We start from the raw sequence: 26,124 nt of genomic DNA, 5'->3' as shown, positions 1-26,124 counted from the left end.
GCCTAAACGACGCGCCGGAAAGTACGCGCGCTGTTGGAGCGGGCCTCGATGAGGAGGGAGGAGCCGAGCATGAGGACGGTCGCCGCCATCGGGTGCAGGACACCCGCCACGGAGGCCACCAGCGCCACCCCGTTGTAGACCCAGGAGAAGAGGATGTTCTGGTCGATGATGCGGCACACCCGGCGCGACTGGGCGATGAGCTCCGGGATCGCGGAGACGTCCTGCCGCAGCACGATGACGTCCACGTCCGGGTGCCCGGAGTGCGTGATCTGGTCGACCTCGTCGCCGGCGTCACCGTCACCGACGAGGATGCCCACGTCCGCCACCCGCAGGGAGGACAGCACGGAGACGTCGCCGACCATGCCCACCGTCGCGCCCTGCGTGTGCACGGCACGGACGGTCTGCGGCTTCTTCGCCGGGGCGATGCCCGCCAGCACCTGGGAGACACCGATGCGGTCCGCGTACCGACGCGCCACCGGGTACGTGTCCCGCGAGAGCATGACCGTCTCGATGCCCTGCTGCTCCAGCTGCTCGACGGCCTCCTGGGCGTCGTCCTTGACGGTGTCGTGCAGGCTGATGACCCCGCGGTCCCGGCCCTTCCAACGCACCACGAGGGGGGTGCCGCCGGAGACGACCGCCGCCGCCAGGCGCCCGTGCAGGTCGGACATGGTGCGGGGACGCCACAGCGAGGCCTCGACCTGGGTCATGGTGACGGTGCCGTCGGGGGCGGTCACGGGCAGCTCGATGAGACCGCGGAAGGTGCCCGCGCCGTCGCTCTCCGCGTGCGCCACCTCGATCCAGTGCGGGACGTCGTCACCGCCGGCACCGGTGTCACGGGCCTCGCGGGCCGCCTTCACCAGGGCCCGGGAGACGGGGTGATCGGACTCGAGCGCCAGGGCACCGGCGACACGGAGGATGAGCTCCGGGTTCTCCCCGCGGGCGGCGGTGACGGACTCCACCGTCATGACGTTCTCCGCCAACGTGCCCACCCGGTTGAAGATCACCGTGTCGACCATCTCCATCCGCCGGATCGTCGCCCCGTCCCGGATGAGGATCCCGTGCCGTGCCGCCGCCTCGATGCCGTGGCGGATGGCCAGGGCCGGGGACAGCGCCAGGGCCACCGGGGCGACGGAGGCGAGCACCGCCAGGGAGGTGGCGAAGGCCGCGTTGAAGTTGCCGGCGATGAGCACCCACAGCAGGAAATCCAGCGCCGCCAGGCTGAGCGCCGCCGGGATGAGCATGGCCGCGGTCCGGGTCGACAGCAGTGTCGACCGGTGCTGCTTGATGTTGGCCTCCTCCACCCAGCGGTGGATCGCCGCCAGGCGGGTGCGGTGCCCGGTGTGGACGACACGGACCTTGATCCGGCCGTCCAGGTTGCGGGAACCCGCATGCACGTAGGAGTTGACCTTCACCTGCTCGTTGTCCCGGCCGCCCGTGTTGATGAGCCCCCGGTTGACCGTGCACGAACCACCCACCACGGTGCCGTCCACGGGGATGAGCTCCCCCGGCAGGATGATGATGTCGTCGCCGACGTTGACCTCCTGGAGAGGGATCCACTCCTCCTCGGCGCGGCTGCGGGCCGGGGTGCCCGCCGCCCGGGTCTTCGGCGCCACGAGCACCATGTGCTGCGGCCCCGGCCTGCGGGAGTCCACCTCCTCGAGCAGACTGACGCGCGTGCGCATCGTGAGCAGCCGCCCCGCCAGGAGCAGCACCGTCATGCCGCACGCCACGTCGAGGAAGAGCTCGCCGTCGACGATGCGCTGCTGCTGGAACGCGAACCAGTGCGGCGTCGAGTTCCAGCCCAGGTCACCGGCCGGGGTGAACAACAGCATGACGATCGACCAGATCGTCGCCGCGATGACCGCCACCGAACTGGCGGCGTCCAACGCCGTCAGGCCGCGGCGCGCGCCACCGACCATCGCCCGGTGGAAGGGCCAGGCACCCCAGGTCACCACCGGCAGCGCCAACCCCAGGGAGAGCCACTGCCAGCCGTCGAACTGGAGCGGCTGCAGGTGGGACATGAGCAGCACCGGCACCGCGAGGATGAGACTGACGATGAAACGGGTCGGGGTGAGCAGATCCCGGGCCGTGAACAGCAGGTCCCGCGGCTGGGCGGCCTCCAGCCGCTCCCGCTCCTCCTGCTCCAGCAGGAAGCCGGAGCGCCGGGCACGTTCCAGGTTACGTTCCTCATCCTGGAGGTGACGACGGTACTTCCAGGGAAGTCGGCTGGCCCGGACCTTCGGACGCGTCCGCTCCACCGGGTCCGGACGCATGATGCGCCGGCGCAACGAGGAGTCGGTGAGAGTGGCGCGGACACCGAAGCACGCGATCACCGCCGCCAGGTCATCCGGGTCGACGGTGTCGGGGGCGGTGATCCAGACGGTCGCCTTGGGGAACACCACCCGGGCCCGCACACCCGGGATCTCCTCCAGCGCCACCTCGATGTCGGCGACGTCGGGGGCGTCGGTGAGTCCCTCCAGCTCAAAGGCGTAGGAGACCTTCGGGCGGTCGTCGTCGACCTGCAGCGGCCCGGTGTCGACGTCGATCCCGACAGCCCGCGCCGCAGCCCGGGCCTCCTCGAGCGCCGACGTCACCTGATCATTGCGGTCCATGCCCGTCAGACTAGTCGTTGCTGCTGCTCATCCGCGCGATGTAGGCGTTGGCGTCCGGGCGGAAGATCATGACGGCCGCCACACCGAGGAGCACGCAGATCACGACAGCCGCCAACCCGCTGACCTGGATGGCGAAGGCCGCGATGTTGAAGAAGATGGAGAGCGCGAACACACCCACCAGGATGCGGCGGGAGATCCTGCCACCCGACCTCAGCTGCGCCGCGAGGGCCGCGACGGTCAGACCCGCGATGATGTTGTAGACGCCGATGAAACGCACGTTGCGGTGGAAGGCGTCGACGACCTCCGCACTGACCCCGGGATCCGCCCCGTGATCGTGCGCCAACCCGACCAGGCCGGTGACCACCATGAGGATCGCGGCCGCCACGGAGACGTAGTACCCCCACTTCAGCGCGCCGGGCCAGGTGCCCGACCCGGCCGCGGACGACGTCCGCCGGGGACCGCGGTTGGGGTCGTCCGGCGAGGGGACCATACCGGGGAACATGCTGGGCACTGGCGGTTCACTTCCTTCGCGGGTCAATCCGTCTGCCGGATGCGTCGATCTCACGGGTCCACTTCAGGGTCTCCTCCCGGAAGGAGAAGATCAGACCCAGGACAGCGGCCACGCCCACCAGGATCTGGACGCTGCCGTCCACCAGATACATTGCCACGGGTACGTTGTTTCCGCCCGGGCTGGCCATGAACAGCATGAGGATGCGGAAGCCGAAGTAGAAGCCGAACACCAGCAGCATGCGGCGCGCCAGCCCCGCGTAGCTGGAGCGTCGGTGGATGAGCACCAGCATGAACGCCAGCAGGCCCATCACGGCGATGCCCAGACCACCGGCCAGCAGCATCGACGCCATGACCGTGGTCCGGAGACCGCTCTCGGAGATCTCCGCGATCTGCTCCGCGCTCATCGCCTCCTTCGCGGCGGCGAGGAGCGCGGACGGGTCCATGAACCCGATGGTGATGTTGAGGATCTGGTGGATGATCTCCCCGCCGACCGCCACCGCGAACAACAGCAGCATGAGGCGGATCGCCTCCGGCCTCTTCCCGGTGCCGGTGTCCTTCTCGGTGTCCGTCATCAGCGGTTCAGCAGTCGGGCCGCGTCCGTCGCGAAGTAGGTGAGGATCTGGTTCGCACCCGCACGCTTGATGGAGGTCAGCGACTCCATCATCACGGCCTCCAGATCCAGCCAGCCGTTGGCGGCGGCGGCCTGCAGCATCGCGTACTCGCCGGACACCTGGTACGCGGCGACCGGGACCGGGGACATCTGGGCGACGGCGGCGAGCACGTCGAGGTAGGGCATGGCCGGCTTGACCATGATGAAGTCGGCACCCTCGTCGATGTCGAGCTCCGCCTCCAGCAGCGACTCCCGGAGGTTCGCCGGGTCCTGCTGGTAGGTGCGACGGTCTCCCTCGAGGGAGGACCCGACGGCCTCACGGAACGGACCGTAGAAGGCGGAGGCGTACTTCGCGGAGTAGGCCATGATCGAGACATCCTCGTGGCCGGCGGCGTCGAGAGCCTCACGGATGGCCAGGATCTGGCCGTCCATCATGCCGGAGGGGCTGACGATGTGGGCGCCGGCGTCGGCCTGCGCGACCGCCATCTTCTGGTAGAGGTCCAGCGTGACGTCATTGTCGACGACCGCCCGCCCCCACCTGTCCTCCCGCACGACACCGCAGTGGCCGTGGTCGGTGAACTCGTCGAGGCAGGTGTCCGCCATGAGCAGCAGGTCATCGCCGAACTCCTCACGCATGGCGACCAGCGCGCGGTTGAGCACGCCGTCCTCCCGGCAGGAGGGGGTGCCGTCGGCGTCCTTGTCCTCGTCGAGCGGCACGCCGAACAGGTCGACGCAACGCACCCCGGCCTCGAGGGCCTCGTGGGCGGCGCGCTTGAGGGAGTCCAGGGTGTGCTGCTGCACGCCCGGCATCGAGGAGATCGCACGCGGGGCGTCGATGCCGTCGGCGATGAACATCGGCAGGATGAGATCCGCCGGGCGCAGAGCCGTCTCCGCGACGAGCTCACGCATCGCCGGGTTCGAGCGCAGGCGGCGCGGGCGACGGGTGGGCACAGACAGGAAAGGGGTGGACTGGTCAGTCACAGCGGGCGCTGGTCCTTCCGGAAAAGTGGGTCAGTCGGTGTTCCCCGCCATCATAGGCGCTCGCCTGCTCCCACGAATTCAGGAGTGCATGCGCCTGATGCCGGAAGCGCCTGTCTCAACCTGTCGATTCTGTCTGGACGGGGTCATCGTCTCCGCAGGTCGCGGGATGCCCTCGAGAACAGATTCGACAGGTTGAGACAGGCGCGTGAGGCTTCCGGGACTAGGAGGTCGTCTTCCGGCGCGTGCGGCGCTTCTTGCGCGGCGGCGGCAGCTGCCCGGCGGCACGCAGTCCGGCGACGTGGTCCGCGAGAGCGTCGACGAGTTCCGGGACCTCGGCGATCTCCGGGACCACGTCGACGCGCAGGCCCATCTCCTTCGCGGTGGCCTCGGTCATGGGACCGATGCACGCGATGATGGTGCGCGGGTGCGGCTTACCGGCGATGCCGACGAGATTCTTCACCGTCGAGGACGAAGTGAAGCAGACGGCGTCGAAGCCACCGGACTTGATCATCTCGCGGATGTCGGCGGACGGCGGGGCGGCCCGGACGGTGCGGTAGGCGACGACGTCGTCGACCTCCCAGCCCAGGTCGACGAGTCCGTCGACGAGGACGTCGGTGGCGATGTCCGCCCGCGGCAGCAGGACGCGCCCGACGGGGTCGAGGTCCTCGACGTACTCGGGGAACACCTTGACGATGCCCGCGGCGTTCTGCTCGGTCACGGCCGGCAGCAGCTCGGGGGTCATGCCCAGGTCGCTGATGGCCTTGGCGGTCTTCGTGCCGACGGCCGCCAGGCGGACACCTGCGAAGGAGCGGGCGTCGAGGCCGAACTCGACGATCTTCTCCCACACCGCGGAGACGGCGTTGACGGAGGTGAACACGACCCACTGGTAGCGGCCCTCGACGATGCCCTTGATGGCGCGCTCCATCTGCGCCGGGTTGCGGGGCGGCTCGACGGAGATCGTCGGCACGGCCTGCGGGATCGCGCCGTAGCCGGAGAGTCGGGCGCTCATCGACGCGGCCTGCTCCTTGGTGCGCGGCACGAGCACGCGCCAGCCGTAGAGCGGGCGGTTCTCCCACCAGGAGTACTTGGTGCGGTCGTCGACGCCCTTGCCCAGGGTGACCACGAGCTGGCCGGGCATTTCCGCGTCGAGGCGGCCGAGGGTGCCCAGGGTGACGTCGTGGGTGCGCTGCAGGCGGGTGGTGCCGTTGACGGTGACGGAGACGGGGGTCTCGGGTCCCATGCCCCGTTCAGTGAGTTCCGCGGCGATGGTCGGCAGGTCGTCTGCGGTGGCCTGCAGCACGAGCGGCTGCGGGGCGGAGGCGAGCTGGTCCCAGTCGACGTTGTTCTCGGTGACGTCGGTCTCGGTGTAGGTCGAGCCGAGTGCGATGCCGGCGAAGGACGGCACGGTCGAGGGCAGGGACATGCCCGGCACGACCTGGAACTCCAGTCCGGCGGCGGCGACGGCGGCGATCTCCGCCATCGTCTGGTCACGGGTGAGCGGGTTGCCGGTCACCAGGCGGATGACGTCGCCGTTGTTCTCGGCGAGGGCGTCGGACAGCTGCTTCACGACGTCCGCCGTGCCACCCTCCACGACCTCACGGACGTCCGCGGCGGTCGGGGCCGGCGGGCGCGGGGGTCGGCGGCGGGCACCCGCGGCCTTGGCCTCCGCGCAGATGCGCTCGTACTCGGCCTCGGCGGCGTCGAGACGCTCCTGGGGGACGGGCAGCGCCGAGGCGAGCACCTCGCGTACGCCGGTGAGCACGCCTGGGTCGGTCACTGCGATGGTCGTGCCGGCGAGTACCTCGCGGGCTCGCACGGTCAGCAGATCGGGGTTACCGGGGCCTGCACCGACGAAGACGACCTTTCCCGGCTGGGAGGTCTGAGGGGCCATGCTCATACGGATCTTTTCTAGTGTGGGGAATGCTCACAACAGGTCTGGAAACACATCGACACCCGTGTTCGTGCCTATAAGGGGGCCATACGATCACGGGGAAATGATGGTGTGGTATTCACACCTTAATTTAGGAAGCCCGGATTACGAAAAAATGTGACCCCGGGGTCACTGCGGGGCCAGCGGGGTCAGCGGGGTCAGCGCACGATGCGCGCCAGCTTCTCGGCGTACTCGTCCGCCTTCGGGGTGGAGATGATGATGCGGTTGACCGTCGCGGACTGCAGGTCAATGAGGATGCCCGGGCCCCGGCCGTGGCACACCGCGAAGGTGCTGGCACGGGAGCCGTCGTTGGCTGTGAAGGTGCCCGTGCTGGTCACACCCCTGATCCGGGTGCCGGGGGCCCGCTTGTGCGCGGGTACGGCGGCGGCCAGGCTGCAGGCGTCCTCGACCACCCGGACGTCCGTGATGACCCGGGTGGGGATGGTGAGGTGGGAACGCCGGGCGGCGATCTTCTCCCACCAGTCCAGGGTGACGGTGACCTGCCGGTCGGTGATCTTGAGAACAGCCATGGTCTGACCAGTCTACAGCGAAATCATCACCGGTCGATGAGATTCGCGGCGCCACGGCCGAGGAGATCGGCGGCGGCGGCCTCACCGAGGGCCACCGGATCGGTGCCGGTGCCCTCGTAGAGGAGCTGCTCGGAACCGTCGAGGGCGAAGACGCCGGCGGTCAGGTGGATCGTGCCGTCCGCGTCGATCGTGGAGTGGGAGGCGACCGGGGCGGTGCAGCCGGCCTCCAGGCGGTTGAGCACGATGCGCTCGGTGGTGGCGCAGGTGAAGGCGTCGGTGTCGAGGAGCTTGTCGATCGCGGCGATCGCCTCCTCGTCGTCCGCGCGGCACTCGATGGCCAGCGCACCCTGGGCGGGGGCCGGGAGGATGATCTCCGGGCCGAAGACCTGGGTGGCGCGGTCGCCCATCTCGACGCGGGACAGGCCGGCGTAGGCCAGCACCACGGCGTCGAGCTCACCGTCGGTGACGTAGCCCATGCGGGTCTCGATGTTGCCGCGCAGCGGGCGGATGTCCAGGTCCGGGCGGTGTGCCTTGAGCTGGGAGATGCGGCGCGGGGCGGAGGTGCCCACGCGGGCGCCCTCCGGCAGGGTGTCCAGGGTGAGGCCGTCGCGGGCGATGAGCGCCTCGCGGGCGTCGGCACGCACGGGGACGACGAGGTGGAAACGCTCGTCCGGGGCGGTGGGCAGGTCCTTGAAGGAGTGGACGGCGATGTCACACTCACCGGCGGCCATCACCTCACGCAGGCGCTGGGTGAACACGCCCACGCCGATACGCTCGACCGGCGCCATGTTCACGTCACCCTCGGTGGTGACCAGGTGGAGTTCAGCGTCGTACCCCTCGGCGATGAGGGCGTCGCGCATGTGGCCGGCCTGGGTGGTGGCGAGCTTGGAGCGGCGGGTACCGATCTTCAGGGTCGTGCGGGTCACGTGTGTTCTCCTTAGTTGGTGGTGAGCTTGCCCTCGGGCAGGTCGGCGACGTCGACGGCGACGGCCGGAGCCTCGGTCTGGAGGCCGAACAGCTCCTGGAGCGCGGATTCATAGGACACGACGCCGGACTCGGCGGCGAGCTGCTTCACGCGCACGGTCGGCTCGTGGAGGAGCTTGTCGACGACCCGGCGCACCGTCCGCGACACCTCCTCGAAGTCGGGGTCGTCGATGGCCGGGGTACGCCCGCGCAGGCGGTCCAGTTCCGACTCGATGAGCTCCGCGGCGTGCCGGCGCAGGGCGGACACGGCGGGGACGACGTCGCGGACCCGCTGCTCGGAGCTGTACTCCTGCAGCTGCTCCGCGACGATGGCCAGCGCCTCCTCGTGGCCGGTGGCGTTCTCGCCGCGGCCGGAGATGGTCTGGTGGAGGCGCTCGATGTTGACCAGGTGCACGCCCTCGGACTCGACGACGGCGTCGTCGATGTCACGCGGCATGGACAGGTCGACGAGCATGAGGTCGCGGGGGCGCTCCGCCGGGATGTCGGCGGGGGTGATGGTGAAGTCGTCGGCGCCCGTCGCGGAGACCGCGAGGTCGACGTAGGACAGGGCGGAGGCACGGTCGTCGAAGTCGATGACGTCGGCCGGGACGCCCGCCTCACGGGAGTGCTCGGCGAGGCGTTCCGCGCGGCTGCGGGTGCGGTTGGAGATGACGAGCTTCTCCACACCGAGCCGTCCCAGGTGCGTCGCCGCCAGGGAGGCCATCGCGCCGGCCCCGAGGACGAGGGCGACCCTGCCCTCCAGGTTGTCGGTGCGCAGGTGCCCGAGGGCCTCGTCGACGGCGACGGAGACCATGGAGGCTCCCGCGTCGTCGATGTCGGTCTCCGAGTGCACACGCTTGCCGGTGTGCAGGGCGGTCTGGGCCAGGCGGTGCAGCGTCTGGCCGACGGTGCCCTTCTCACTGGCCTCCTGGTACGCGGTGCGCACCTGGCCGATGATCTGCTGCTCGCCGACGACCATGGAGTCCAGTCCGGAGGCGACGACCATCATGTGCTCCGCGGCCGCGTCCGCGTACCGGACGTAGAGGTAGCCGCGGAGGGTGTCGATGTCGACGTCGGAGATCTCGTGGAGCACCTCGACGACGTCCTGGACGCCGGAGTGGAACGAGTTGGTCACCGAGTAGATCTCGAGCCTGTTGCAGGTGGACACGATCATCGCCTCGCTGAGCGAGGGGCGTTCCACCAGGCGCGAGGTCGTGTCGTGGCGGACCGTCTCGTCCATGCTCAGCCGCTCGAGGAGGGCGACCGGTGCTGACCTGTGAGACATTCCCACGACGAGCACACTCACGTTTTCCTTCACCGCTTTCCGCTTACTTCAATTCACAGACCCCGGGGCGCGCTGTACACGCACCCACGGGGCGGATCATACAAAAGGATACCCCCGATGGGCGGGAAATCCACAGCCGCCCCGCCCGGTCAGGCCAGCGCCGCCGCCAGTTCGTCACTGTCGACCTCCCAGCAGGCGAACTCCTCGCCGTCGACGAGTACCACCGGAACACGGTCCCCGAACTCGAGTTTCAGCCCCCGGTCCTCATCGACGTCCACCACGGCGAGGGACAGCCCCGCCGCCTCGACGACAGGCGTGATCTGCTTCTCGACGCGCCCACACGAGCCACACGTCGACCGGATCAGCAGCTCCACCGACTCAGCCATCACAGTCTCCTTCATCCGGGCCTACCATGGACACGATACCGCCCCACCCGTCCACCCAAACACACAGGAAGGCTCGGACCGCGACGTGAGCCCCTCCCACCCGGATCCCCTGTTCCCCGGAACGCCTGCGGAGTTCCTCGCCAGCTGGAGCGCCACGCGAGGCAACCTGCGCCGCTTCCTCGAGGACCGCGCCCTGCCGCCCATCGACGAGGAGTCCCAGCGCACCGCCGGTGAGGCCGCCGCAGCCGCCGCCGTCCGGGAGACCTTCGGCATCGAGCTCGACGCCTTCTCCTCGGGCGTCGACTCCGTCTCCGGCTCCATCGAGGCCGCCGGCGGCATCCACATCTCGCAACCGGACCCCGACATCCCCCAGGACGTCGGCGCCGCCGCCTTCTTCGACGTGGACAACACCCTCATCCAGGGTTCCTCCCTCATCGTGTTCGCGATGGGTCTGGCCCGCCGGAAGTACTTCCGCCCCTCCGAGGTCCTCCCCATCGCCTGGAAGCAGATCAAGTTCCGTTTCACGGGCTCCGAGAACGCCGCCGACGTCGCCGAGGGCCGTAACCAGGCCCTCGAGTTCATCAAGGGCAGGCGTGTCGACGAGCTCGTGGAACTGTGCGAGGACATCGTCGACTCCTCCATGATCGACAAGGCCTGGCCCGCCACCCGCGAGCTGGCCCGCATGCACCTCAACGCCGGCCACCAGGTGTGGCTGGTCTCGGCCACGCCCGTCCAGCTGGCCCACATCCTGGCGAAGCGTTTCGGGTTCACCGGGGCGCTGGGCACCGTCGCCGAGGTGGAGGACGGCCGGTTCACCGGACGTCTCGTCGGTGACATCCTCCACGGGCCCGGCAAGAAGCACGCCGTCGCCGCCCTGGCCGCCATCGAGCAGCTCGACCTGCAGCGCTGCACCGCCTACTCGGACTCCATCAACGACATCCCCATGCTCTCGATGGTCGGCACGGCGGTGGCCATCAACCCGGACACCAAGCTGCGCAGGGAGGCCGAGCGCCGCGGCTGGCAGATCCGTGACTACCGTTCGGTCCGGCGCGCGGTCCGCACCTTCGGACTGCCCGCACTGCTCACCACGGCCGTGAGCGTGGGCTCCTGGCGGCTGGTCCGGAAACGTCCGCCCGGCGCCCCACACGAGCTGTGAGGCACCCGGAATCACCACAGGCCGTCTCCCGGAGGAGACGGCCTGTGGTGTTCACGGCTTACTTGCCCAGCTTCCTGCGCTGAACGCGGGTGCGGCGCAGCATCTTGCGGTGCTTCTTCTTGGACATGCGCTTGCGGCGCTTCTTGATGACAGAACCCATGGGGTCTCCTCAGATAGTGAGTGAGTACGTACTTAACCTGCCGACATTCCTCGAGGTGCACTCTCGGCCACGCTGGCTGCGCGGGTAGGTACCGTCGGCACGAATGCGGTCCATCATACCGGCGCCCTGCCGGGCGACCAAAAGTGACTCCCCTTTGAAAGCGGCGGAAAGACTGCGGCGCCGGTCACCCACAGGAGTGACCGGCGCCGCAGTGACGCTCAGGGGCTTAACCGACCTCGTAGTACGAGGAGTCCAGGTAGTCGTCGACCGCCTTCTCGTGAACACGGAAGGAACGGCCCACGCGGACCGCCGGCAGGTCACCGGAGTGAACCAGCCGGTACACGGTCATCTTCGAGACGCGCATGATCTCCGCGACCTCCGCAACCGTGAGAAAGGTGCCCTTGTCTGCATTAGTCATATTCATCCAACCCTTCAGCATGTGGCGCGCTGCAGGCTTCCCCTCCCGCAGGACGGACACGCACGTGCTTGGACAAGCTTAGCGTGAATTGTGTGACTGCTGCGACTTAAGTGCCCGATTTTTCCGAATTTCCCACCATGATACCCCTCAGGGGGTGTTGCCGAGCTCCTCCGAACGTCGCGCGCAGGCCTCCGTGGCCCGGAAGAAAGCCCCGCGGATACCCGACTCCTCCAGCTCCCGCAGCGCCGCCACCGTGGTGCCCGCCGGGGAGGACACGTTGGCACGCAGGGTCGCCGGATCCTGCCCGGACTCGGACAGCATGATGCCCGCACCTGCGGCGGAGGTGACCACCAGCTTCTCCGCGACGTCGCGGGTGAGCCCCAGGGAGACGCCGGCGTCGATGAGCGATTCCGCCACGAGGAAGAAGTAGGCGGGCGAGGAACCCGCGAGCGCCGTGACGGCGTCCATGTCCGACTCCTCCACCGGCAGCACCTCACCCACGGCCGACAGGAGCTCCTGCACCTGCTCCAGCTGCTCGGGGGTGACGAAGCGCCCCGTCGCGATGGCGTTCATGCCACGACCCACCAGCATCGGGGTGTTCGGCATGACACGCACGACCGGAGTACCGGCGACGACGGCGTCCTCCATCGCGGCCAGCGGGACACCCGCCGCCATGGAGACGAGCACGGTGGTGACGTCGTTCTCCTCGATGGCCCCGCTGATCTCCCCCAGCACATCGATGATCATCTTCGGCTTCACGCACAGGAACACCACATCGGCGTCCTCGGCGGCCTGCCGGTTGTCGGTCGAATCACGCACCCCGTAGCGCTCACGCAGCTCCTCGCCACGCTCGGCACGACGGCCGGTGACCGTGATCGACTGCGGGGAGACCCCCGCGTTGACGAGACCCGAGATCAGCGCCTCGCCGATCTTGCCTCCTCCGATAACCACAATTTTCGTCATGGCCACCAGAGTGCCACATCGGTCAGATGAGCACGACCGCCAGCGGCCCGAACGTCATCACCAGACCGACGAGACCCGCCAGGAACATCGACAGACCGTCGTTCACGGTACGCAGGGCCTTCACGACACCCACGATCCCCACCGTCGCCACGACAGCCAGCACGGCGACCACCGGACGGGAGAAGTTCTCCCACAGCAGCTCGAAGCCCTTGAACACCACGACACCGAGCACGATGCCGATCAGCGCCATGAGGATCACACCGGTGACCGAGGTCTTCTCCTCGACTTCCCCGGTGTCCTCGGCGTCCTCGAGAGTGTCAGGCTCCGCCTGCTTCTCGACGTCCGCCTCCTCCACGTCCACCTCCGGTGCGACGGTGGCGGTGGCTGTGGCTGTGGCGGTCTTGACCGCCGGGATCTCCCCGGTCTCGGGGGCCGGGGCAGCCTTCTCCGGCTCCTCGCCCTGGACCTTCTGGAACACGACGGTCTCGTCGGTGCCCGGGGTCGGGGAGGCCGGCTTCTCGACCTTCGCGGCCTTCTCGGTCTTCGCGGTCTTCTCCGCCTGCTTCTCAGCGACCTTGGCGGCGGTCCTGTCGACCGGGCTCAGTTCCTGTGCGGCGGGAGTCGGCGTCTCCTCCGCGGGTGCGTCGATCGGCACGGACGAGTGCTTCGACTCGGCGGGCTTGGCCTTGACGGCCGGGATCGACCCGGTGAGTTCGGCGACGGAGATGCCGCCCTCCTCCAGGCTGCGTCGACGGCGAGGGCGGGGGGCCTTGCTGTCCCCCGTGTCCCGGCCGGAGCGGGCGAGCAACTCTGCGACTGTCAGCTGCTTGTCGCTCATGGTCACTTCCTTTCCTCAGGGATCTGATCGAGCCCCTTGTCGATGCGACGGAGGATGACACCCTCGCGCAGCGCCCAGGGGCAGATCTCGATCTTCTCCAGGCCGAGGGCACGCATGCTGGCCTCGGCCACGAGTGCACCGGCGACGATCTGGTGTGAACGGTCCGAACTGATGCCCTCGAGCTCCGCGCGGTCGGCGGCGGTCATGCGGGAGATGAAGGCGATGAGCTGGCGCAGACCCGGTGCGGTCAGGGTGCGCTTGATGTAGGGGCCTTCGGCGCTGGGTGCGGCACCGGTGAGTCGGGCGAGGGTGCGGAAGGTCTTCGACGTTCCGACAGCCAGGCCGGCGGTGCCGTAGGCGCGCATCTGACGAGCGGGCTCGACGAGCTCGGCGTCGATGTAGTCACGGAGCAGGTTGACCTTCTTGCGCTCCGGCGGGTCGGTGTTGAACCACTGGTGGGTGAGTCGACCGGCGCCGAGATCCAGGGAGATCGCGACGTCGGGGGTCTCGTCGGAACCGGTGGACAGCTCGAGGGAGCCGCCGCCGATGTCCAGGTTGGTGATGCGGTCGGCGGACCAGCCGTACCAGCGGCGCACCGCGAGGAAAGTCAGCCGCGCCTCGTCCTCACCGGAGAGGACCTCGAGGCGCACGCCTGTCTCGTCCTCCACGGAGTCGAGGACCTCATCGGAGTTCGTCGCCGAACGGACCGCCGAGGTCGCGAACGACATGACCTCCTGACATCCGAGGGTCTTCGCGAGGTCCGCGGCCTCCGCCACGGCATTCGTCAGCCTCTTGACGCCCTTGTCGCCGATGGCACCGTCGCCGTCGATGAGCTCGACGAGTCGCAGACTCGTCTTCCAGTCGCTCATCGGGGTCGGGTGACCACCGTTACGGGCGTCAACCGCCACCATGTGGACAGTGTTACTGCCCACGTCCAATACACCTAGTCGCACATGTTCAAGGGTAGACGGTCTAACGTGGACAAGTGTGAATCGCCCACGTTCCACCCAGGTTTTTCTGGGTTTCCCCGAGTCTTCTCCCGCCGGCAAGCAGATTCTCGCCGGCGCTGAGGCCGCCCCCGACTTTCCGCGGGAGTGGTTCGAGTTCGTCAATCCCGAAGATCCCCTCCACACCTTCAGCATCGACCTGACCTGGGTGGAATCCCATTACACCTGCCATTTCGGGCAGGAGGCGTGCCAGGGCATCGACTTCCAGCAGACCGACATCGGCTGCTGCGTCCACGGTGCCTACCTCGCCGATGAGACCGACCGCGACCAGTTGTACAACGCCGTCCACGAGATGCCCGCGAAGTACTGGCAGCACCGCCCTAAGGGGGTGGACGAGTACTTCGCCACGGGGGAGGCCATCGATCTCGAGCCCTGGCTCGAGTGGGATGAGCTCGACGGTGACGACGGTGAGGCCGAGCCGTCCCTCAAGACGAAGACCCTCGGCGGTGCCTGCATCTTCGCCAACCGTGAGGGCTGGCCCACGGGCACCGGCTGTGCCATCCACCAGTGGGCGGTGGCGGAGGGGCGTGACCTGACCGTCGAGAAGCCGGAGGTGTGCTGGCAGGTGCCGCTGCGCCGCTACGAGGACTATGAGGAGCGCACCGACGGCGTCGAGATCCTGCGCACCACCATCGGTGAGTACGACCGCCGTGCCTGGGGCAACGGCGGCGAGGACTTCGACTGGTGGTGCTCGGGTGCGAGCGCGTGCCACACGCACCCGGACCCGTTGTGGAAGTCGATGCGCCAGGAGCTCATCGCCCTGATGGGTCAGCCCTCCTATGACATCCTCGCCGAGCACTGCGGGCGTCGTGCCGCCGGAGGGTTCACGGCCGTCCACCCGGCGTCGCGATGAGGGGTCGCCTGGCTCCGGTCCTCCGCGTCTCCAGGCGTTCCCTCCACGCCCACCGGGGCCGACTGGCCCTGACCTTCCTGTCCGTCGTCCTGGGCACCGCGTTCATCGCCGGGTCGCTGCTGCTGACCTCGTCTCTGGCCCGGTCCTTCGACGAGATCCTCGACGCGGGTGTCGACGGCGTCGATGTCGGACTCGTCGGCAGCACCTCCTCCCCGCAGGGCGTGCCCTTCTCCGTCATCGACGAGATCCGCGCCTGGCCGGACGTCCGCGCCGTCAACGTCATCGGTGACGGCCCCGGCCTGCCGACGGGCACCCGTTCCGCCGGCTCCTCCGGCATCATCGTCGTCGGCCCGGACGACACTCCCCTGCAGGCCGGTTCCTCCGGCGCCCACCCTTTCGCGGCGTACCCGTTCCGGGAGCTCGTCGGCCCCGTCCCCGAGCTTCTCGACGGCCGCTGGCCCATCACCCCCGACGAGGTCATGGTCAACGCGAACGCCGTCCGGCGGGGCGGGCTGGAGATCGGCGACGACCTGCTCATCATCAGTCCACGGGAGCGTCTCGACGTCCGCCTCGTCGGCGTCTACGAGTCCCCCCGGGAGACGACCGGCTGGATCGGGGTGATGTTCACCCCGGACACCTATCTGTCCTCGTTCACCGAGGGGGACTTCGCCTCGCAGGTCGTCATCTCGGTGGAGCCGGGCACCGACCCCATGGAGGTGCGCAACCGCCTGGGGCTCACCTACCGGGGGCTGACTCCCCTGCTGCCGGAGCAGATCGTCGAGCGCATGACCGATGACCGGCTCCAGCAGCTGGAGTTCGTCCGCTACATCCTGGTGATCTTCGGTGCGGTGGCGTTGTTCATCGGGTCCCTCAACATCGTCAACACCTTCGCGATGGTCGTCGGCCAGCGCACCCGCGAGTTCGCCCTCCTCCGTTCCCTGGGTGTGTCCACCGTGCAGGTCGCAGTGAGCGTGGTCCTGGAGGCGGCGTTCGTCGGGTTGGCCGGCTCAGTGGTCGGCATCGGTCTGTCCGTGGCCTTCGTCTCGGTGCTGCTGGCGGTGTTCGGGGCGACGGGTGGGGAGCTCGCGTCGTTACGCATGGTGTGGCCGCCGGAGGCTTTTGTCATTCCCCTGATCTTCGGCGTGGTCATCACGATGGCGGCCTCCCTCGCCCCCGCCCGGCGCGCCGCCATGCTGCCGCCGGTGCAGTCCTTCGATCTTTCCGACGCCCGCTCCTCCCGCGCCCCCATCCTCAAACTCCTGGGGGCGGGGGCACTGGCGGCGTTCAGCACGCTGCTGATCCTCGGCGCCGCGTACATCAGTTCCGTCAACACCCGGGTGCTCTCCGTGGACCTGCGGCTGTCCCTCATCGCTGTCGGGGTGCTCCTGGGTCTGTGGTCGCTGGTGCTCGCCGGGCCGGCGCTCGTCGCGGCCGTCGGCCGGACCCTCGGCCGGATACTCACCCTCCCCCTGGGTGTCGTGGGCACCATCGCCCGGCAGAACGCGGTGCGCAACCCCCGTCGTTCCGCGACCTCCGCCCTGGCCCTGGCCCTGGGCGTCGGGCTCGTCGCCGGGGTGGGCACCGTCGGCGCCTCGGCGCGGGCGAGTGTCTCCGGCGCCATCGAGTCGACGATCACGGCCCCCTGGGTCCTCGACAGTCTCGGCGGTGGTTCCGTGCAGGGGCGGGCGACCAGCAGCAGCGGACTCTTCCTCCCGCCGGACATCCGGGAGGTGGCCGACCAGGTGAAGGGTGTGGCGGAGACCGGCACCCTCATGTCCGCCCCGCTCCAGGCCGACAACTGGAATCACCGCACCACCACGGTGCTCGACAACGACTTCTCGCTGTTCATGGACCTCGGCATCACCAGCGGTGCGATGAGCGACGGCTCCGCCCCGGCCGCCGCCCTGTCCGCCGAGTACTCGGAGCAGAACAACCTCCGCGTCGGCGACTACATCCCCCTGACGGTCCTCGACGGCGTCGAGGAGAACGCCATCTGGATCCCGGTGACCGCCATCTACGAGGAGACCACCCTGCTCGGCCACATCGCGGTGAGCTGGGCCGCCGCCGAGGAGGTGCTCGACAACGCCGCCGCCCAGGTCAACCGCCAGTCGCTGTTCGTCACGTCCGACGGCTCCGTCCCCGGGCCGCAGCTGCGCCGCAACCTCGACGACGCCATGTCCCCGCTGCTGGTCGTCCAGGTGAAGTCGAACGCGGAGTACAGCACCGCGCTGGGCACCCAGATCAACCAGCTGCTCCTCATCATCTACTCGCTGCTGGCCCTGGCGGTGGTCATCGCGACGCTGGGCATCATCAACACGCTGCTGCTCTCGGTGGCGGAACGTGTCCGCGAGATCGGCACGCTCCGCGCCATCGGGCTCCAGCGCCGCGACATCCGCCGCATCATCGAGGTCGAGTCACTCATCATCACCGTGCACGGCGCGGTGGTGGGTGTCGTCACGGGCACGGCCGCCGGCTGGGCCGCCGTCCGTGTGCTCAGCGAGAAGGGCCTGGCGGTGCAGGAGATCCCCTGGCCCGCCATCGCGCTCATGGTCGGGGCGGCGGTGGTCGTGGGCATCCTGGCCTCGATCATCCCCGCCGTGAAGGCGGCCGCCGTCCCGCCGCTCGAGGCCATCGAGCGGTGACCGGTCAGGCCTCGAACTTGTAGCCCAGGCCGCGGACGGTGACCAGGTGCTTCGGTCGGGAGGGCTCCTCCTCGATCTTGGAGCGCAGGCGCTTCACGTGCACGTCGAGGGTCTTGGTGTCGCCCACGTAGTCGGCGCCCCAGATCCGGTCGATGAGCTGACCGCGGGTGAGCACACGGCCGGAGTTGCGCAGGAGGTACTCCAGGAGGTCGAACTCCTTGAGCGGCATCGGCACGGGCTCGCCGGCGACGGTGACCGTGTGACGCTCGACGTCCATGCGGACGCGGCCGCCCTCGAGGACCTGCTCGTCCACGTCGTCGGCGGCGCTCTCGTTGTCCGCGCCCCGGCGCAGCACCGCGCGGATGCGGGCGATGAGCTCACGGGAGGAGTACGGCTTGGTCACGTAGTCGTCCGCGCCCAGCTCGAGGCCGACGACCTTGTCGATCTCGGAGTCACGCGCCGTGACCATGATGACCGGGACGGAGGAGGTCGTCCGCAGCTGCTTGCACACGTCGGTGCCGGACATGCCGGGCAGCATGAGGTCGAGCAGCACGATGTCGATGTCGTTCTTCTCGAACTCCACCAGCGCCGTCGGACCGTCGCCGGCGATGATCACCTCGAAGCCCTCCTTGCGCAGGAGGAACGCCAGCGGATCGGCGAGAGACTCTTCGTCCTCGACGATGAGGATGGTCGTCGTCATGATGCTTTGTCCTTTCGACGTGTCGCCACCCGGGACACCGCCTGACGCAGTGCTCCGGTGGATGGTGCCTCATCATCCTGCCCCGTCGCCGTCAACACGGGCGGCGCAGGGTCGGGATGATGAATCGGGAGTTCGATGGTGAACGTGGATCCCGTACCAGGACGGGACCACACCTTGATGTTACCGCCGTGGTTGGCCACCACGTGTTTGACGATCGCCAACCCCAGGCCCGTACCACCCGTCGAACGGGAACGCGCCTTGTCCACGCGGAAGAAACGCTCGAACACACGCTTCTGGTCCTCGGGGGAGATTCCGATGCCCCGGTCGGTGACGCGGATGAGCACGACGTCGGCGTTCGCCACCTTCTGGGACACCGACACCGGCACCGACTGCGGCGAATAGTTGATCGCGTTGGAGATGAGGTTGGACACCGCCGTGACCAGCAGGGACTTGTCACCCATGACGAAGACCCCGGAGTCGGCGCCCTTGGTCAGGGTGATGTCCGCGTTGTCGGCGGCGACCTGGTTGCGGGTGAAGGCCTCGTCGATGACGTCGTCCACGGAGACGGGCTCCATCTCCGGCAGCGGCTCCGCGCCCTGCAGCTTCGACAGCGAGATGAGCTCGTTGATCATGCCCGCCATACGGTGGGCCTCCTTGTGCAGGCGCTGACCGAAGTACAGGACGTGATCCGGGTCGTCGACCTCCTCCAGGAGGGCCTCGGCCAGCAGTGCCATGCCGCCGACCGGGGTCTTGAGTTCGTGCGAGACGTTCGCCACGAAGTCACGGCGGGCGGACTCCATGCGCACGTTCTCGCTCTCGTCGGTGCCGTAGATGATGACGAAGCGGTCGTCGACGAGCGTCAGCGGCTTGACCAGCGCGCGCACGGAGGAGACGCGGTTGCCCGTGCGTCGGTAAGGCATGGAGAGATCCAGCGTGCGGGTCTCCTTGTCCCCGAAGACCTCCTCCGCGACCTGCCACACCTGCTCGTTGAGGGTGCGGTCGTGGACGAGGGCCATCTCGTGGGCACGGGCGTTGGAGAGGATCACCTCACCGCCGCGGTCGACGACGGTGACTCCCGTGGGGGATCCCTGGATGGCCAGGTGCAGGACCTGGCCGACGGTGGTGACCTGGTTGTCCTCGAGCGTGGCCGAGGACCGGTGGCGGACTATCCGCTTACGTGCCCAGTTCAACGCCGGAAGGGCGACGCCGGTGACGGCGACGCCCAACAGGAACGCGAGAACGGCGGACACGCCCTACAGGCTACTTGCCACCCTGCGCTGCGACAGCGGCAGCACCGGCGGCGGCCGCCTCGGGGTCGAGGTAGGTGCCGCCCGGGTTGACGACCTTGCCGTCAGCATCCAGCTCGTAGACCAGCGGGATGCCGGTCGGGATGTTGAGGGCCGCGATGTCCTCGTCCGAGATGTTGTCCAGGTGCTTCACCAGCGCGCGCAGGGAGTTGCCGTGCGCCGCGACGAGGACGGTCTCGCCACGCTTGACGCGCGGCTCGATCTCCTCCTGGTAGTACGGGATGAAACGCTTCACGACGTCCAGGAGGCACTCGGTACGCGGTGCGTTCTCCAGGGCGGCGTAGCGCACATCGTCGGACTGGGAGTACTCGGCGTCGTCGGCCAGCTCCGGCGGCGGGGTGTCGTAGGAACGACGCCATGCCATGAACTGCTCGTCACCGTACTTGTCCTTGGTCGCGGCCTTGTCCAGGCCCTGCAGCGCACCGTAGTGGCGCTCGTTGAGACGCCAGTCGCGGACGACCGGGATCCAGTGACGGTCAGCGGCGTTGAGCGCGATGTTCGCGGTGCGGATGGCACGACGCAGCAGGGAGGTGTAGACGATGTCCGGCAGGAGGCCGGCCTCCTTGAGCATCTCGCCGCCGCGGACGGCCTCCGCGATGCCCTGCTCGGTCAGGTCAACGTCCACCCAGCCGGTGAACTGGTTCGATTTGTTCCACTGGCTCTGCCCGTGGCGAAGAAGAATGAGCTTTCCGTTGGTCATGATTCCAATATGCCACGTTTACGCCGGTAGCGTGCGGATTAATACCCCCCGTTTAGAGCCCGTCGGCCCGCTCCCGACGCTCCGGACAGTTGTCGACCTCCAGGCTCAGCACCTCGGAGTACACCGAGGCCAGCTGTGCGGCGGAGTTCGACCAGGAGAAGTTCGCCGCGTGGTGGACGGCGTCGGCCGCCATCCGGAGGCGGGTGTCGTCGTCGTCGAGGAGGTTCTCCAGGGCGTCGGCCCAGTCGCCGGTGTCGTGGCCGTCGACAAGCACTCCCGTCTCCCCCTCGGAGACGGCGACCGGCAGACCGCCGACGCGGGCGGCGACCACCGGGGTGCCGCAGGCCTGCGCCTCCATGGCGACCAGGCCGAAGGACTCGTTGTAGCTGGGCACGGCGACGATGTCGGCGGCCTGGTAGATGGCCACCAGCTCCTCCGGCGGGCGCGGGTCCAGGAACCGGACCCTCCGGGAAACCCCCAGTTCAGCGGCCAGATTCATGTACTGCCGCTCCGTGGTGGCGGCACCCGAGGCACCACCGCAGATGATCACGCGCAGCTTGCGTTCGGGGTTGCGGCGGAGCATCTCCGCGGTCGCCCGGATGAGCACCTGCGGACCCTTGAACTGCTGGAGGCGGCCCACGAACGCGACCAGCTCGGCGTCCAGCGGGATGCCGAGGAGACGCCGCGCACGCTCGGTGTTGCGGTCCGTGCCCGGGGTGAACAGCTCCACGTCGGTGCCGGGCGTGACCACGGCGATGCGGTCGGGGTCGGCGTCGTAGTGGTCGACGAGGTCGAGGGTCTCCTCCTGGGTGTTGACCACGAGCACCTCCGCATTGTCGACGAGCTGCTGCTCACAGATGCGCCGCGCCTCGGACTCCGGGGAGTCGTCGTCGCCCCGGTGGGCGTTCTTCACCGCCGCGAGGGTGTGCGCGGTGTGGACCAGGGGCACCTCCCACAGGTCGCGGAGCAGCCAGCCGACCTGGCCGGACAGCCAGTAGTGGGAGTGGATGAGGTCGTAGTCCACGTCGTCGTGGCAGCGGTGGAACTGCACGATGCCGCCGGCGAAGGCGGCCAGCTGCGTGGGCAGCGCCTCCTTCTCGAGGCCGTCGTAGGGGCCGGCGACGATGTTGATCACCCGCAGCCCCTTCTCGACGTCCACCACCTCCCCCTGACTCGGGCGGGTGGCGCGGGTGAAGATGTCCACCTCCACCCCCTGTCGGGCCAGTTCCCGGGCGGTGTTGAGGACGTAGACGTTCATGCCACCGGCGTCCCCCGAGCCCGGCTGCTCGAGCGGAGAGGTGTGCATGGAGATCATCGCGACGCGCATGCCCCAATGATAGGTGCAGCCGTCCGTATACTGGGCCCCACCTCACAGGAACCCAGCAGCGGAAGGCACCCCTCATGTCGGCATTCGAGACCAAGGCCTGGTTGAAGCACTACCCCGAGTGGACCCCCCACTCTCTCGACTACGACGAGACGACGCTGCTCGACGTGTACGACAACAACCTGGCCATCAACTCCGAGAAGCCGGCCACCTGGTTCTTCGGCAAGTCGCAGACCTACGCCGAGCTCGACCGCCAGGTCCGTCGCGCCGCCGCCGGACTGCGCGCCTTCGGTGTCCGCCCGGGCGACAAGGTCGCGATCATCCTGCCGAACTGCCCGCAGCACATCGCCGCCTTCTACGCGGTGCTCAAGCTGGGGGCGACCGTCGTGGAGCACAACCCGCTCTACACCGCCCACGAGCTGGAGGGCCCCTTCGCCGACCACGGCGCCCGCGTCGCCATCGCCTGGGACAAGGCCGCCCCCACCCTGGAGAAGCTGCGCGGCACGACCTCCCTGGAGACCATCGTCTCGGTCAACATGATCGAGGCCATGCCCGCCTTCAAGCAGCTGGCCCTGAAGCTGCCGATCAAGAAGGTCAAGGAGCAGCGTGACGCCCTGTCCGCCCCCGCCCCAAACACCGTCCCGTGGGAGGTGCTCATCGGCTCCGCCATCGGCGGCGAGGGCGACGACATCGAGTCCGAGCCGACCGTGACCAAGGACTCCATCGCGCTCATCCTCTACACCTCGGGCACCACCGGCGCCCCCAAGGGCGCGCAGCTCACCCACGGCAACCTCTTCGCCAACCTGCTGCAGGGCAAGAACTGGGTGCCGGGCCTCGGCGAGCAGGACGAGCGCATGCTCGCCGCCCTGCCGATGTTCCACGCCTACGGACTCACCATGGTGGGCACCCTGTCGGTCTACATCGGCGGCGAGATGATCCTGCTGCCGGCCCCGCGTATCCCGCTCATCATGGACGTGATGAAGAAGCGCACCCCCACGTGGCTGCCGGGCGTGCCGACCCTCTACGAGAAGATCGTCGAGGCCGCCGAGAAGGACAACGTCAACATCTCCGGCGTGCGCAACGCCTTCTGCGGTGCGGCGACCCTGCCGGTGTCGACGGTGGAGAAGTGGGAGCAGTTCACCGGCGGCCGCCTCGTGGAGGGCTACGGCCTGACGGAGACGTCCCCGGTCATCGTGGGTAACCCGATGAACGACGACCGCCGCCCCGGCTACGTCGGCATCCCCTTCCCGGACACCCTGGTGCGCATCGCCGACCCGGAGAATCTCGACGAGACGCAGCCCGACGGCACCGAGGGCGAGATCCTGGTCAAGGGCCCGCAAGTGTTCCCCGGCTACCTCAACCAGCCGGAGGCGACGGAGAACAGCTTCCACGACGGCTGGTACCGCACCGGCGACATCGGTGTCATGGAGGAGGACGGTTTCATCCGCCTGGTGGCCCGCATCAAGGAGGTCATCATCACGGGCGGCTTCAACGTCTACCCCGCCGAGGTGGAGGAGGCGATGCGCGATCACCCGGACATCGTCGATCTGGCAGTCGTGGGTCGCCCGCGCGAGGACGGCTCCGAGGACGTCGTCGCCTGTGTGACGCTCCGCGACGGCGCCGCGATGGACCCCGACGGCCTCAAGGACTTCGCCCGCCAGCGTCTCACCCGCTACAAGGTGCCGCGCACCTTCTACCACTTCGAGGAACTGGCCCGTGACCAGATGGGCAAGATCCGTCGCCGTGAGGTGCAGGAGGACCTGCTGCGACTGCTGGAGAAGTAGCGGAAAATGTGATTCGTGGCACGGACACTTGCCAAAGTGGATACCCTGGGGGGTATATTGGGGCTCGTAATATTCACGGACCCCCAACAACCCCACAGGAGTAACCCATGTGCCGTCCCGTCAACTGCCCGTCCTGCAACAAGACCACCTGGAGCGGCTGCGGCCAGCATATTGACCAGGTGAAGGCCTCCGTGCCGGACAACCAGTGGTGCACCTGCACCGAGTCCGCCGCCGACAAGAAGCCGGGCATCTTCGCCGGCATCTTCGGCCGCTAGACACCCCGGGGGTAGCATCCTCATATGACCACCACTGTGATTGTCGGCGGTGTCGCCGGCGGTATGTCCACCGCAGCCCGACTGCGTCGTCGTGACGAGGACATGGAGATCATCGTCCTCGAGGCCTCCGGCCACGTGTCCTTCGCCAACTGCGGACTCCCCTACCACGTCTCGGGCGTCATCCCCGAGCGTTCCTCCCTGCTCCTGCAGACCCCGGAGTCCCTCGCAGCGCGGTTCAACCTGGACGTGCGGGTCAACACCCGCGCCACCGCCATCGACCGCGGGAAGCAGACCGTCACCACGGACACCGGCGACACCATCACCTACGACCACCTGGTGCTGTCCCCGGGTGCCACCCCCATCGTCCCGCCGATCCCCGGCATCGGGCGTGCCCTGCACCTGCGCACCATCGAGGACGTCGACGCCATCATCGCGGCACTCACCGACGACGTGAAGTCGGTCGCCATCATCGGCGGCGGTTTCATCGGCCTCGAGGTCGCGGAGAACATGCGTCACCGCGGACTCGACGTCACCGTCATCGAGCGTGCCCCGCAGATCCTCACCCCGCTGGATGAGGAGATGGCGGCGATCGTCGAGAAGCAGCTCACCGACAACGGCATCACCGTCATCACCGACGGTGACACCACCACCATCGGCGCCGACTCCCTGGAGCTCGCCGACGGCCGCGTCGTCCCCGCCGACCTCGTCATCGCCAGCATCGGCGTGCGCCCGGCGAACGAACTCGCGGTCGCCGCAGGCCTCGCCGTCGGCGAACGAGGCGGCATCAAGGTCGACGACCAGCAGCGCACCTCCGACCCGCTCATCTTCGCCGTCGGCGACGCCGCCGAGAAGGCCGACCACGTCTCCGGCGAGGACACCCTCGTGCCCCTCGCCCAGACCGCGAACCGTCACGGCCGCCTGGTCGCCGACATCATCACCGGCCGCGACGTGCAGCGCACCCCGACCCTCGGCACCGCCATCGTCGGCGTGTTCGGCCTCGCCGCCGGCTCCGTCGGCTGGAACGAGCGCCGCGCCCGCGGTGCCGGAAAGAACATCCGCGTCATCCACCTGCACCCGGCGAACCACGCCGGCTACTACCCGGGCGCGGAGACCATCCACCTCAAGGTCATCGTCGACGCCGACACCGACCTCATCCTGGGTGCGCAGGCGGTGGGTGGCGACGGTGTCGACAAGCGTATCGACGTCCTCGCCACCGCCATGCGCGCCGGCCTCACCGCCACCGACCTCGCCGACCTCGAACTGGCCTACGCGCCGCAGTTCGGCTCCGCCAAGGACCCGATCAACATGGCCGGCTTCATCAACGACAACATGGTCCAGGGCGAGCGCACCTTCCAGTGGAACGAACTCGACGAGGCACTCGCCGACGGCTGGACCCTGGTCGACGTCCGTACCCCGGGCGAGTTCCAGCGCGGCCAGATCCCGGGAGCCGTCAACGTCTCGGTTGACGACCTCCGGAACAATGCAGATACATTCAGGGACAAGAAGGTCCTCGTGCACTGCCAGGTCGGCCTGCGCGGACACGTGGCCTGCAGTCTCCTGGGCAACCTGGGCATCGAGGCGGCAAACCTCGATGGCGGATATGTGACATGGACCCATGGCCAGCTGTCACGGAATTAGGATCGGTAACATGAAGCTCACTCCGGAAGAGGTCAAGCCCTCCGTCACCCGCCTCAAGCGCGCGAAGGGACAGCTCGAGGCTGTCATCCGCATGCTCGAGGAGGGCCAGGAGTGCGAGGACGCAGTCATGCAGCTCTCGGCCGTGGCCAAGGCCATCGACCGGGCCGGCTACCTCATCGTCTCGACAGGAATGAAGAAGTGCTTCACCTCGGAGGGCTCCGAGCTCGACGAGAAGAAGCTCGAGCGGATGTTCCTCTCCCTGGCGTAGAAGAGCCCTGCCAGGCGCCCGACCCCATGACGGGGTCTGGCGCCTGCTGCTTTTCTAACGGTTGATCAGGGCCATGGCGGATAAGCGCCGTATCGGGTGGATGTTCCGCCGGGGCGGACCACCATCCGGTGGGTGATGGACCACCCCACCCGGGGCCCGTTCCATCCGCCCGTGTTTCGGGGGTTTGTCCGGGTCATCGTCGTTGCGGGCGTTGTGCACCCCGCACAACATGGTCAGGTTGCTGATGTTGGTGTTGCCGCCCTGGGCCCAGGCGGTGAGGTGGT

At 68.5% G+C, this 26,124-nt stretch carries 25 protein-coding genes and 1 pseudogene; 7 read left to right on the top strand and 19 right to left on the bottom strand.

The genetic code is table 11. The annotated features are described in order from the left end of the window. Positions 1-2 precede the first annotated feature (2 nt). From GXZ33_RS02920 to GXZ33_RS02880, 9 genes are all read right to left on the bottom strand, one after another. On the bottom strand, positions 3-2,612 hold the full coding sequence (locus GXZ33_RS02920; RefSeq protein ID WP_291339350.1) for an HAD-IC family P-type ATPase: 2,610 nt from the start codon (positions 2,610-2,612) through the stop codon (positions 3-5). A gap of 10 nt (positions 2,613-2,622) precedes the next feature. Beyond that, positions 2,623-3,102: a hypothetical protein gene (locus tag GXZ33_RS02915; protein WP_291339349.1), complete on the bottom strand. Its 480-nt coding sequence runs from the start codon at positions 3,100-3,102 to the stop codon at positions 2,623-2,625. A 28-nt stretch (positions 3,103-3,130) separates the two neighbouring features. Next, positions 3,131-3,694 carry a hypothetical protein gene (locus tag GXZ33_RS02910; protein WP_291339348.1) on the bottom strand — a complete coding sequence of 188 codons (564 nt, stop codon included), beginning with the start codon at positions 3,692-3,694 and terminating at the stop codon, positions 3,131-3,133. Next, positions 3,694-4,689 carry a porphobilinogen synthase gene (hemB, locus tag GXZ33_RS02905; RefSeq protein ID WP_040087213.1) on the bottom strand — a complete coding sequence of 332 codons (996 nt, stop codon included), beginning with the start codon at positions 4,687-4,689 and terminating at the stop codon, positions 3,694-3,696. Before hemB ends, GXZ33_RS02910 begins: the two co-directional genes overlap by 1 nt. Before the next feature lie 244 nt (positions 4,690-4,933). Next, positions 4,934-6,610, bottom strand: coding sequence for a uroporphyrinogen-III synthase (locus tag GXZ33_RS02900; protein WP_291339347.1), 1,677 nt, complete (start codon positions 6,608-6,610; stop codon positions 4,934-4,936). A gap of 191 nt (positions 6,611-6,801) precedes the next feature. Next, positions 6,802-7,173 (bottom strand): hypothetical protein, encoded by a 372-nt coding sequence (locus GXZ33_RS02895; protein ID WP_291339346.1) that lies wholly within the window; start codon positions 7,171-7,173, stop codon positions 6,802-6,804. Between the two features lie 26 nt (positions 7,174-7,199). Beyond that, positions 7,200-8,099: a hydroxymethylbilane synthase gene (gene hemC, locus GXZ33_RS02890; protein WP_291339345.1), complete on the bottom strand. Its 900-nt coding sequence runs from the start codon at positions 8,097-8,099 to the stop codon at positions 7,200-7,202. A gap of 11 nt (positions 8,100-8,110) precedes the next feature. After that, positions 8,111-9,442, bottom strand: coding sequence for a glutamyl-tRNA reductase (locus tag GXZ33_RS02885; RefSeq protein ID WP_291339344.1), 1,332 nt, complete (start codon positions 9,440-9,442; stop codon positions 8,111-8,113). Positions 9,443-9,570: 128 nt separating this feature from the next. Then, complete coding sequence (locus tag GXZ33_RS02880) at positions 9,571-9,807, bottom strand: glutaredoxin family protein (protein WP_291339343.1); 237 nt, start codon at positions 9,805-9,807, stop codon at positions 9,571-9,573. Positions 9,808-9,892: 85 nt separating this feature from the next. On the opposite strand from GXZ33_RS02880, the gene GXZ33_RS02875 reads away from it, so the two are divergent. Continuing rightward, positions 9,893-10,963, top strand: coding sequence for an HAD-IB family hydrolase (locus tag GXZ33_RS02875; protein WP_291339342.1), 1,071 nt, complete (start codon positions 9,893-9,895; stop codon positions 10,961-10,963). 58 nt (positions 10,964-11,021) lie between these two features. Here the strand turns inward: GXZ33_RS02875 and GXZ33_RS02870 are convergent, their stop codons facing one another. The 5 genes from GXZ33_RS02870 to GXZ33_RS02850 all read right to left on the bottom strand — a co-directional run bounded on the left by GXZ33_RS02870 (position 11,022) and on the right by GXZ33_RS02850 (position 14,295). Continuing rightward, the gene (locus GXZ33_RS02870) at positions 11,022-11,123 is read right to left on the bottom strand and encodes an AURKAIP1/COX24 domain-containing protein (protein WP_003855542.1); all 102 of its coding nucleotides are present in this window, start codon (positions 11,121-11,123) and stop codon (positions 11,022-11,024) included. 226 nt (positions 11,124-11,349) lie between these two features. Next, the gene (locus GXZ33_RS02865; RefSeq protein WP_040084763.1) at positions 11,350-11,541 is read right to left on the bottom strand and encodes a helix-turn-helix domain-containing protein; all 192 of its coding nucleotides are present in this window, start codon (positions 11,539-11,541) and stop codon (positions 11,350-11,352) included. 147 nt (positions 11,542-11,688) lie between these two features. After that, positions 11,689-12,504 (bottom strand): pyrroline-5-carboxylate reductase, encoded by an 816-nt coding sequence (gene proC, locus GXZ33_RS02860; RefSeq protein ID WP_291339341.1) that lies wholly within the window; start codon positions 12,502-12,504, stop codon positions 11,689-11,691. Between the two features lie 22 nt (positions 12,505-12,526). Beyond that, complete coding sequence (locus tag GXZ33_RS02855; protein WP_291339340.1) at positions 12,527-13,342, bottom strand: hypothetical protein; 816 nt, start codon at positions 13,340-13,342, stop codon at positions 12,527-12,529. A gap of 2 nt (positions 13,343-13,344) precedes the next feature. After that, complete coding sequence (locus GXZ33_RS02850) at positions 13,345-14,295, bottom strand: Ppx/GppA phosphatase family protein (RefSeq protein WP_291339339.1); 951 nt, start codon at positions 14,293-14,295, stop codon at positions 13,345-13,347. A 34-nt stretch (positions 14,296-14,329) separates the two neighbouring features. Between GXZ33_RS02850 and GXZ33_RS02845 the strand changes: the two genes are divergently transcribed. Together GXZ33_RS02845 and GXZ33_RS02840 are read left to right on the top strand one after the other, a co-directional pair. After that, positions 14,330-15,202 carry a hypothetical protein gene (locus GXZ33_RS02845; RefSeq protein WP_291339338.1) on the top strand — a complete coding sequence of 291 codons (873 nt, stop codon included), beginning with the start codon at positions 14,330-14,332 and terminating at the stop codon, positions 15,200-15,202. Then, a complete protein-coding gene (locus GXZ33_RS02840) occupies positions 15,199-17,844 on the top strand; it encodes an ABC transporter permease (protein WP_291339337.1) in 2,646 nt (881 codons plus the stop codon). Before GXZ33_RS02845 ends, GXZ33_RS02840 begins: the two co-directional genes overlap by 4 nt. A gap of 4 nt (positions 17,845-17,848) precedes the next feature. Here GXZ33_RS02840 and GXZ33_RS02835 read toward each other — a convergent pair whose 3' ends face one another. The 4 genes from GXZ33_RS02835 to mshA are packed head-to-tail and all read right to left on the bottom strand — an operon-like array spanning position 17,849 to position 21,878. Beyond that, positions 17,849-18,544: a response regulator transcription factor gene (locus GXZ33_RS02835; protein WP_291339336.1), complete on the bottom strand. Its 696-nt coding sequence runs from the start codon at positions 18,542-18,544 to the stop codon at positions 17,849-17,851. Beyond that, positions 18,541-19,794, bottom strand: coding sequence for an ATP-binding protein (locus GXZ33_RS02830; protein WP_291339335.1), 1,254 nt, complete (start codon positions 19,792-19,794; stop codon positions 18,541-18,543). Before GXZ33_RS02830 ends, GXZ33_RS02835 begins: the two co-directional genes overlap by 4 nt. Positions 19,795-19,804: 10 nt before the next feature. Further along, positions 19,805-20,551 carry a phosphoglyceromutase gene (locus GXZ33_RS02825; protein ID WP_291339334.1) on the bottom strand — a complete coding sequence of 249 codons (747 nt, stop codon included), beginning with the start codon at positions 20,549-20,551 and terminating at the stop codon, positions 19,805-19,807. A gap of 52 nt (positions 20,552-20,603) precedes the next feature. After that, positions 20,604-21,878, bottom strand: a complete 1,275-nt coding sequence (gene mshA / locus GXZ33_RS02820; protein ID WP_291339333.1) for a D-inositol-3-phosphate glycosyltransferase — start codon at positions 21,876-21,878, stop codon at positions 20,604-20,606. A gap of 74 nt (positions 21,879-21,952) precedes the next feature. Here mshA and GXZ33_RS02815 point away from each other — a divergent pair, with 74 nt between their 5' ends. The 4 genes from GXZ33_RS02815 to GXZ33_RS02800 all read left to right on the top strand — a co-directional run bounded on the left by GXZ33_RS02815 (position 21,953) and on the right by GXZ33_RS02800 (position 25,840). Then, a complete protein-coding gene (locus tag GXZ33_RS02815) occupies positions 21,953-23,659 on the top strand; it encodes a long-chain-fatty-acid--CoA ligase (RefSeq protein WP_291339332.1) in 1,707 nt (568 codons plus the stop codon). A 107-nt stretch (positions 23,660-23,766) separates the two neighbouring features. Beyond that, positions 23,767-23,934 carry a hypothetical protein gene (locus tag GXZ33_RS02810; protein ID WP_291339331.1) on the top strand — a complete coding sequence of 56 codons (168 nt, stop codon included), beginning with the start codon at positions 23,767-23,769 and terminating at the stop codon, positions 23,932-23,934. 24 nt (positions 23,935-23,958) lie between these two features. Further along, positions 23,959-25,572 carry an FAD-dependent oxidoreductase gene (locus GXZ33_RS02805; RefSeq protein ID WP_291339330.1) on the top strand — a complete coding sequence of 538 codons (1,614 nt, stop codon included), beginning with the start codon at positions 23,959-23,961 and terminating at the stop codon, positions 25,570-25,572. Between the two features lie 10 nt (positions 25,573-25,582). After that, a complete protein-coding gene (locus GXZ33_RS02800; RefSeq protein WP_291339329.1) occupies positions 25,583-25,840 on the top strand; it encodes a metal-sensitive transcriptional regulator in 258 nt (85 codons plus the stop codon). Positions 25,841-25,894: 54 nt separating this feature from the next. Here GXZ33_RS02800 and GXZ33_RS02795 read toward each other — a convergent pair. Next, a pseudogene (locus GXZ33_RS02795) lies at positions 25,895-26,124 on the bottom strand (HNH endonuclease); the annotation flags it as partial.

It is taken from the genome of Corynebacterium sp. (assembly GCF_012838985.1).
GTDB lineage: Bacteria > Actinomycetota > Actinomycetes > Mycobacteriales > Mycobacteriaceae > Corynebacterium.
Note: the sequence above shows the minus strand (reverse complement) of the source record. Positions and strands in the feature narration are given on the sequence as shown.

Excerpts from the sequence above, each read along its gene's own strand:
- GXZ33_RS02920 (WP_291339350.1), bottom strand. The coding sequence starts at position 2,612 with ATGGACCGCAATGATCAGGTGACGTCGGCGCTCGAGGAGGCCCGGGCT.
- GXZ33_RS02915 (WP_291339349.1), bottom strand. The coding sequence starts at position 3,102 with ATGGTCCCCTCGCCGGACGACCCCAACCGCGGTCCCCGGCGGACGTCG.
- GXZ33_RS02910 (WP_291339348.1), bottom strand. The coding sequence starts at position 3,694 with ATGACGGACACCGAGAAGGACACCGGCACCGGGAAGAGGCCGGAGGCG.
- GXZ33_RS02900 (WP_291339347.1), bottom strand. The coding sequence starts at position 6,610 with ATGAGCATGGCCCCTCAGACCTCCCAGCCGGGAAAGGTCGTCTTCGTC.
- GXZ33_RS02895 (WP_291339346.1), bottom strand. The coding sequence starts at position 7,173 with ATGGCTGTTCTCAAGATCACCGACCGGCAGGTCACCGTCACCCTGGAC.
- GXZ33_RS02880 (WP_291339343.1), bottom strand. The coding sequence starts at position 9,807 with ATGGCTGAGTCGGTGGAGCTGCTGATCCGGTCGACGTGTGGCTCGTGT.
- GXZ33_RS02870 (WP_003855542.1), bottom strand. The coding sequence starts at position 11,123 with ATGGGTTCTGTCATCAAGAAGCGCCGCAAGCGCATGTCCAAGAAGAAG.
- GXZ33_RS02865 (WP_040084763.1), bottom strand. The coding sequence starts at position 11,541 with ATGACTAATGCAGACAAGGGCACCTTTCTCACGGTTGCGGAGGTCGCG.
- proC (WP_291339341.1), bottom strand. The coding sequence starts at position 12,504 with ATGACGAAAATTGTGGTTATCGGAGGAGGCAAGATCGGCGAGGCGCTG.
- GXZ33_RS02855 (WP_291339340.1), bottom strand. The coding sequence starts at position 13,342 with ATGAGCGACAAGCAGCTGACAGTCGCAGAGTTGCTCGCCCGCTCCGGC.
- GXZ33_RS02840 (WP_291339337.1), top strand. The coding sequence starts at position 15,199 with ATGAGGGGTCGCCTGGCTCCGGTCCTCCGCGTCTCCAGGCGTTCCCTC.
- GXZ33_RS02835 (WP_291339336.1), bottom strand. The coding sequence starts at position 18,544 with ATGACGACGACCATCCTCATCGTCGAGGACGAAGAGTCTCTCGCCGAT.
- GXZ33_RS02825 (WP_291339334.1), bottom strand. The coding sequence starts at position 20,551 with ATGACCAACGGAAAGCTCATTCTTCTTCGCCACGGGCAGAGCCAGTGG.
- mshA (WP_291339333.1), bottom strand. The coding sequence starts at position 21,878 with ATGCGCGTCGCGATGATCTCCATGCACACCTCTCCGCTCGAGCAGCCG.
- GXZ33_RS02815 (WP_291339332.1), top strand. The coding sequence starts at position 21,953 with ATGTCGGCATTCGAGACCAAGGCCTGGTTGAAGCACTACCCCGAGTGG.
- GXZ33_RS02810 (WP_291339331.1), top strand. The coding sequence starts at position 23,767 with ATGTGCCGTCCCGTCAACTGCCCGTCCTGCAACAAGACCACCTGGAGC.
- GXZ33_RS02805 (WP_291339330.1), top strand. The coding sequence starts at position 23,959 with ATGACCACCACTGTGATTGTCGGCGGTGTCGCCGGCGGTATGTCCACC.
- GXZ33_RS02800 (WP_291339329.1), top strand. The coding sequence starts at position 25,583 with ATGAAGCTCACTCCGGAAGAGGTCAAGCCCTCCGTCACCCGCCTCAAG.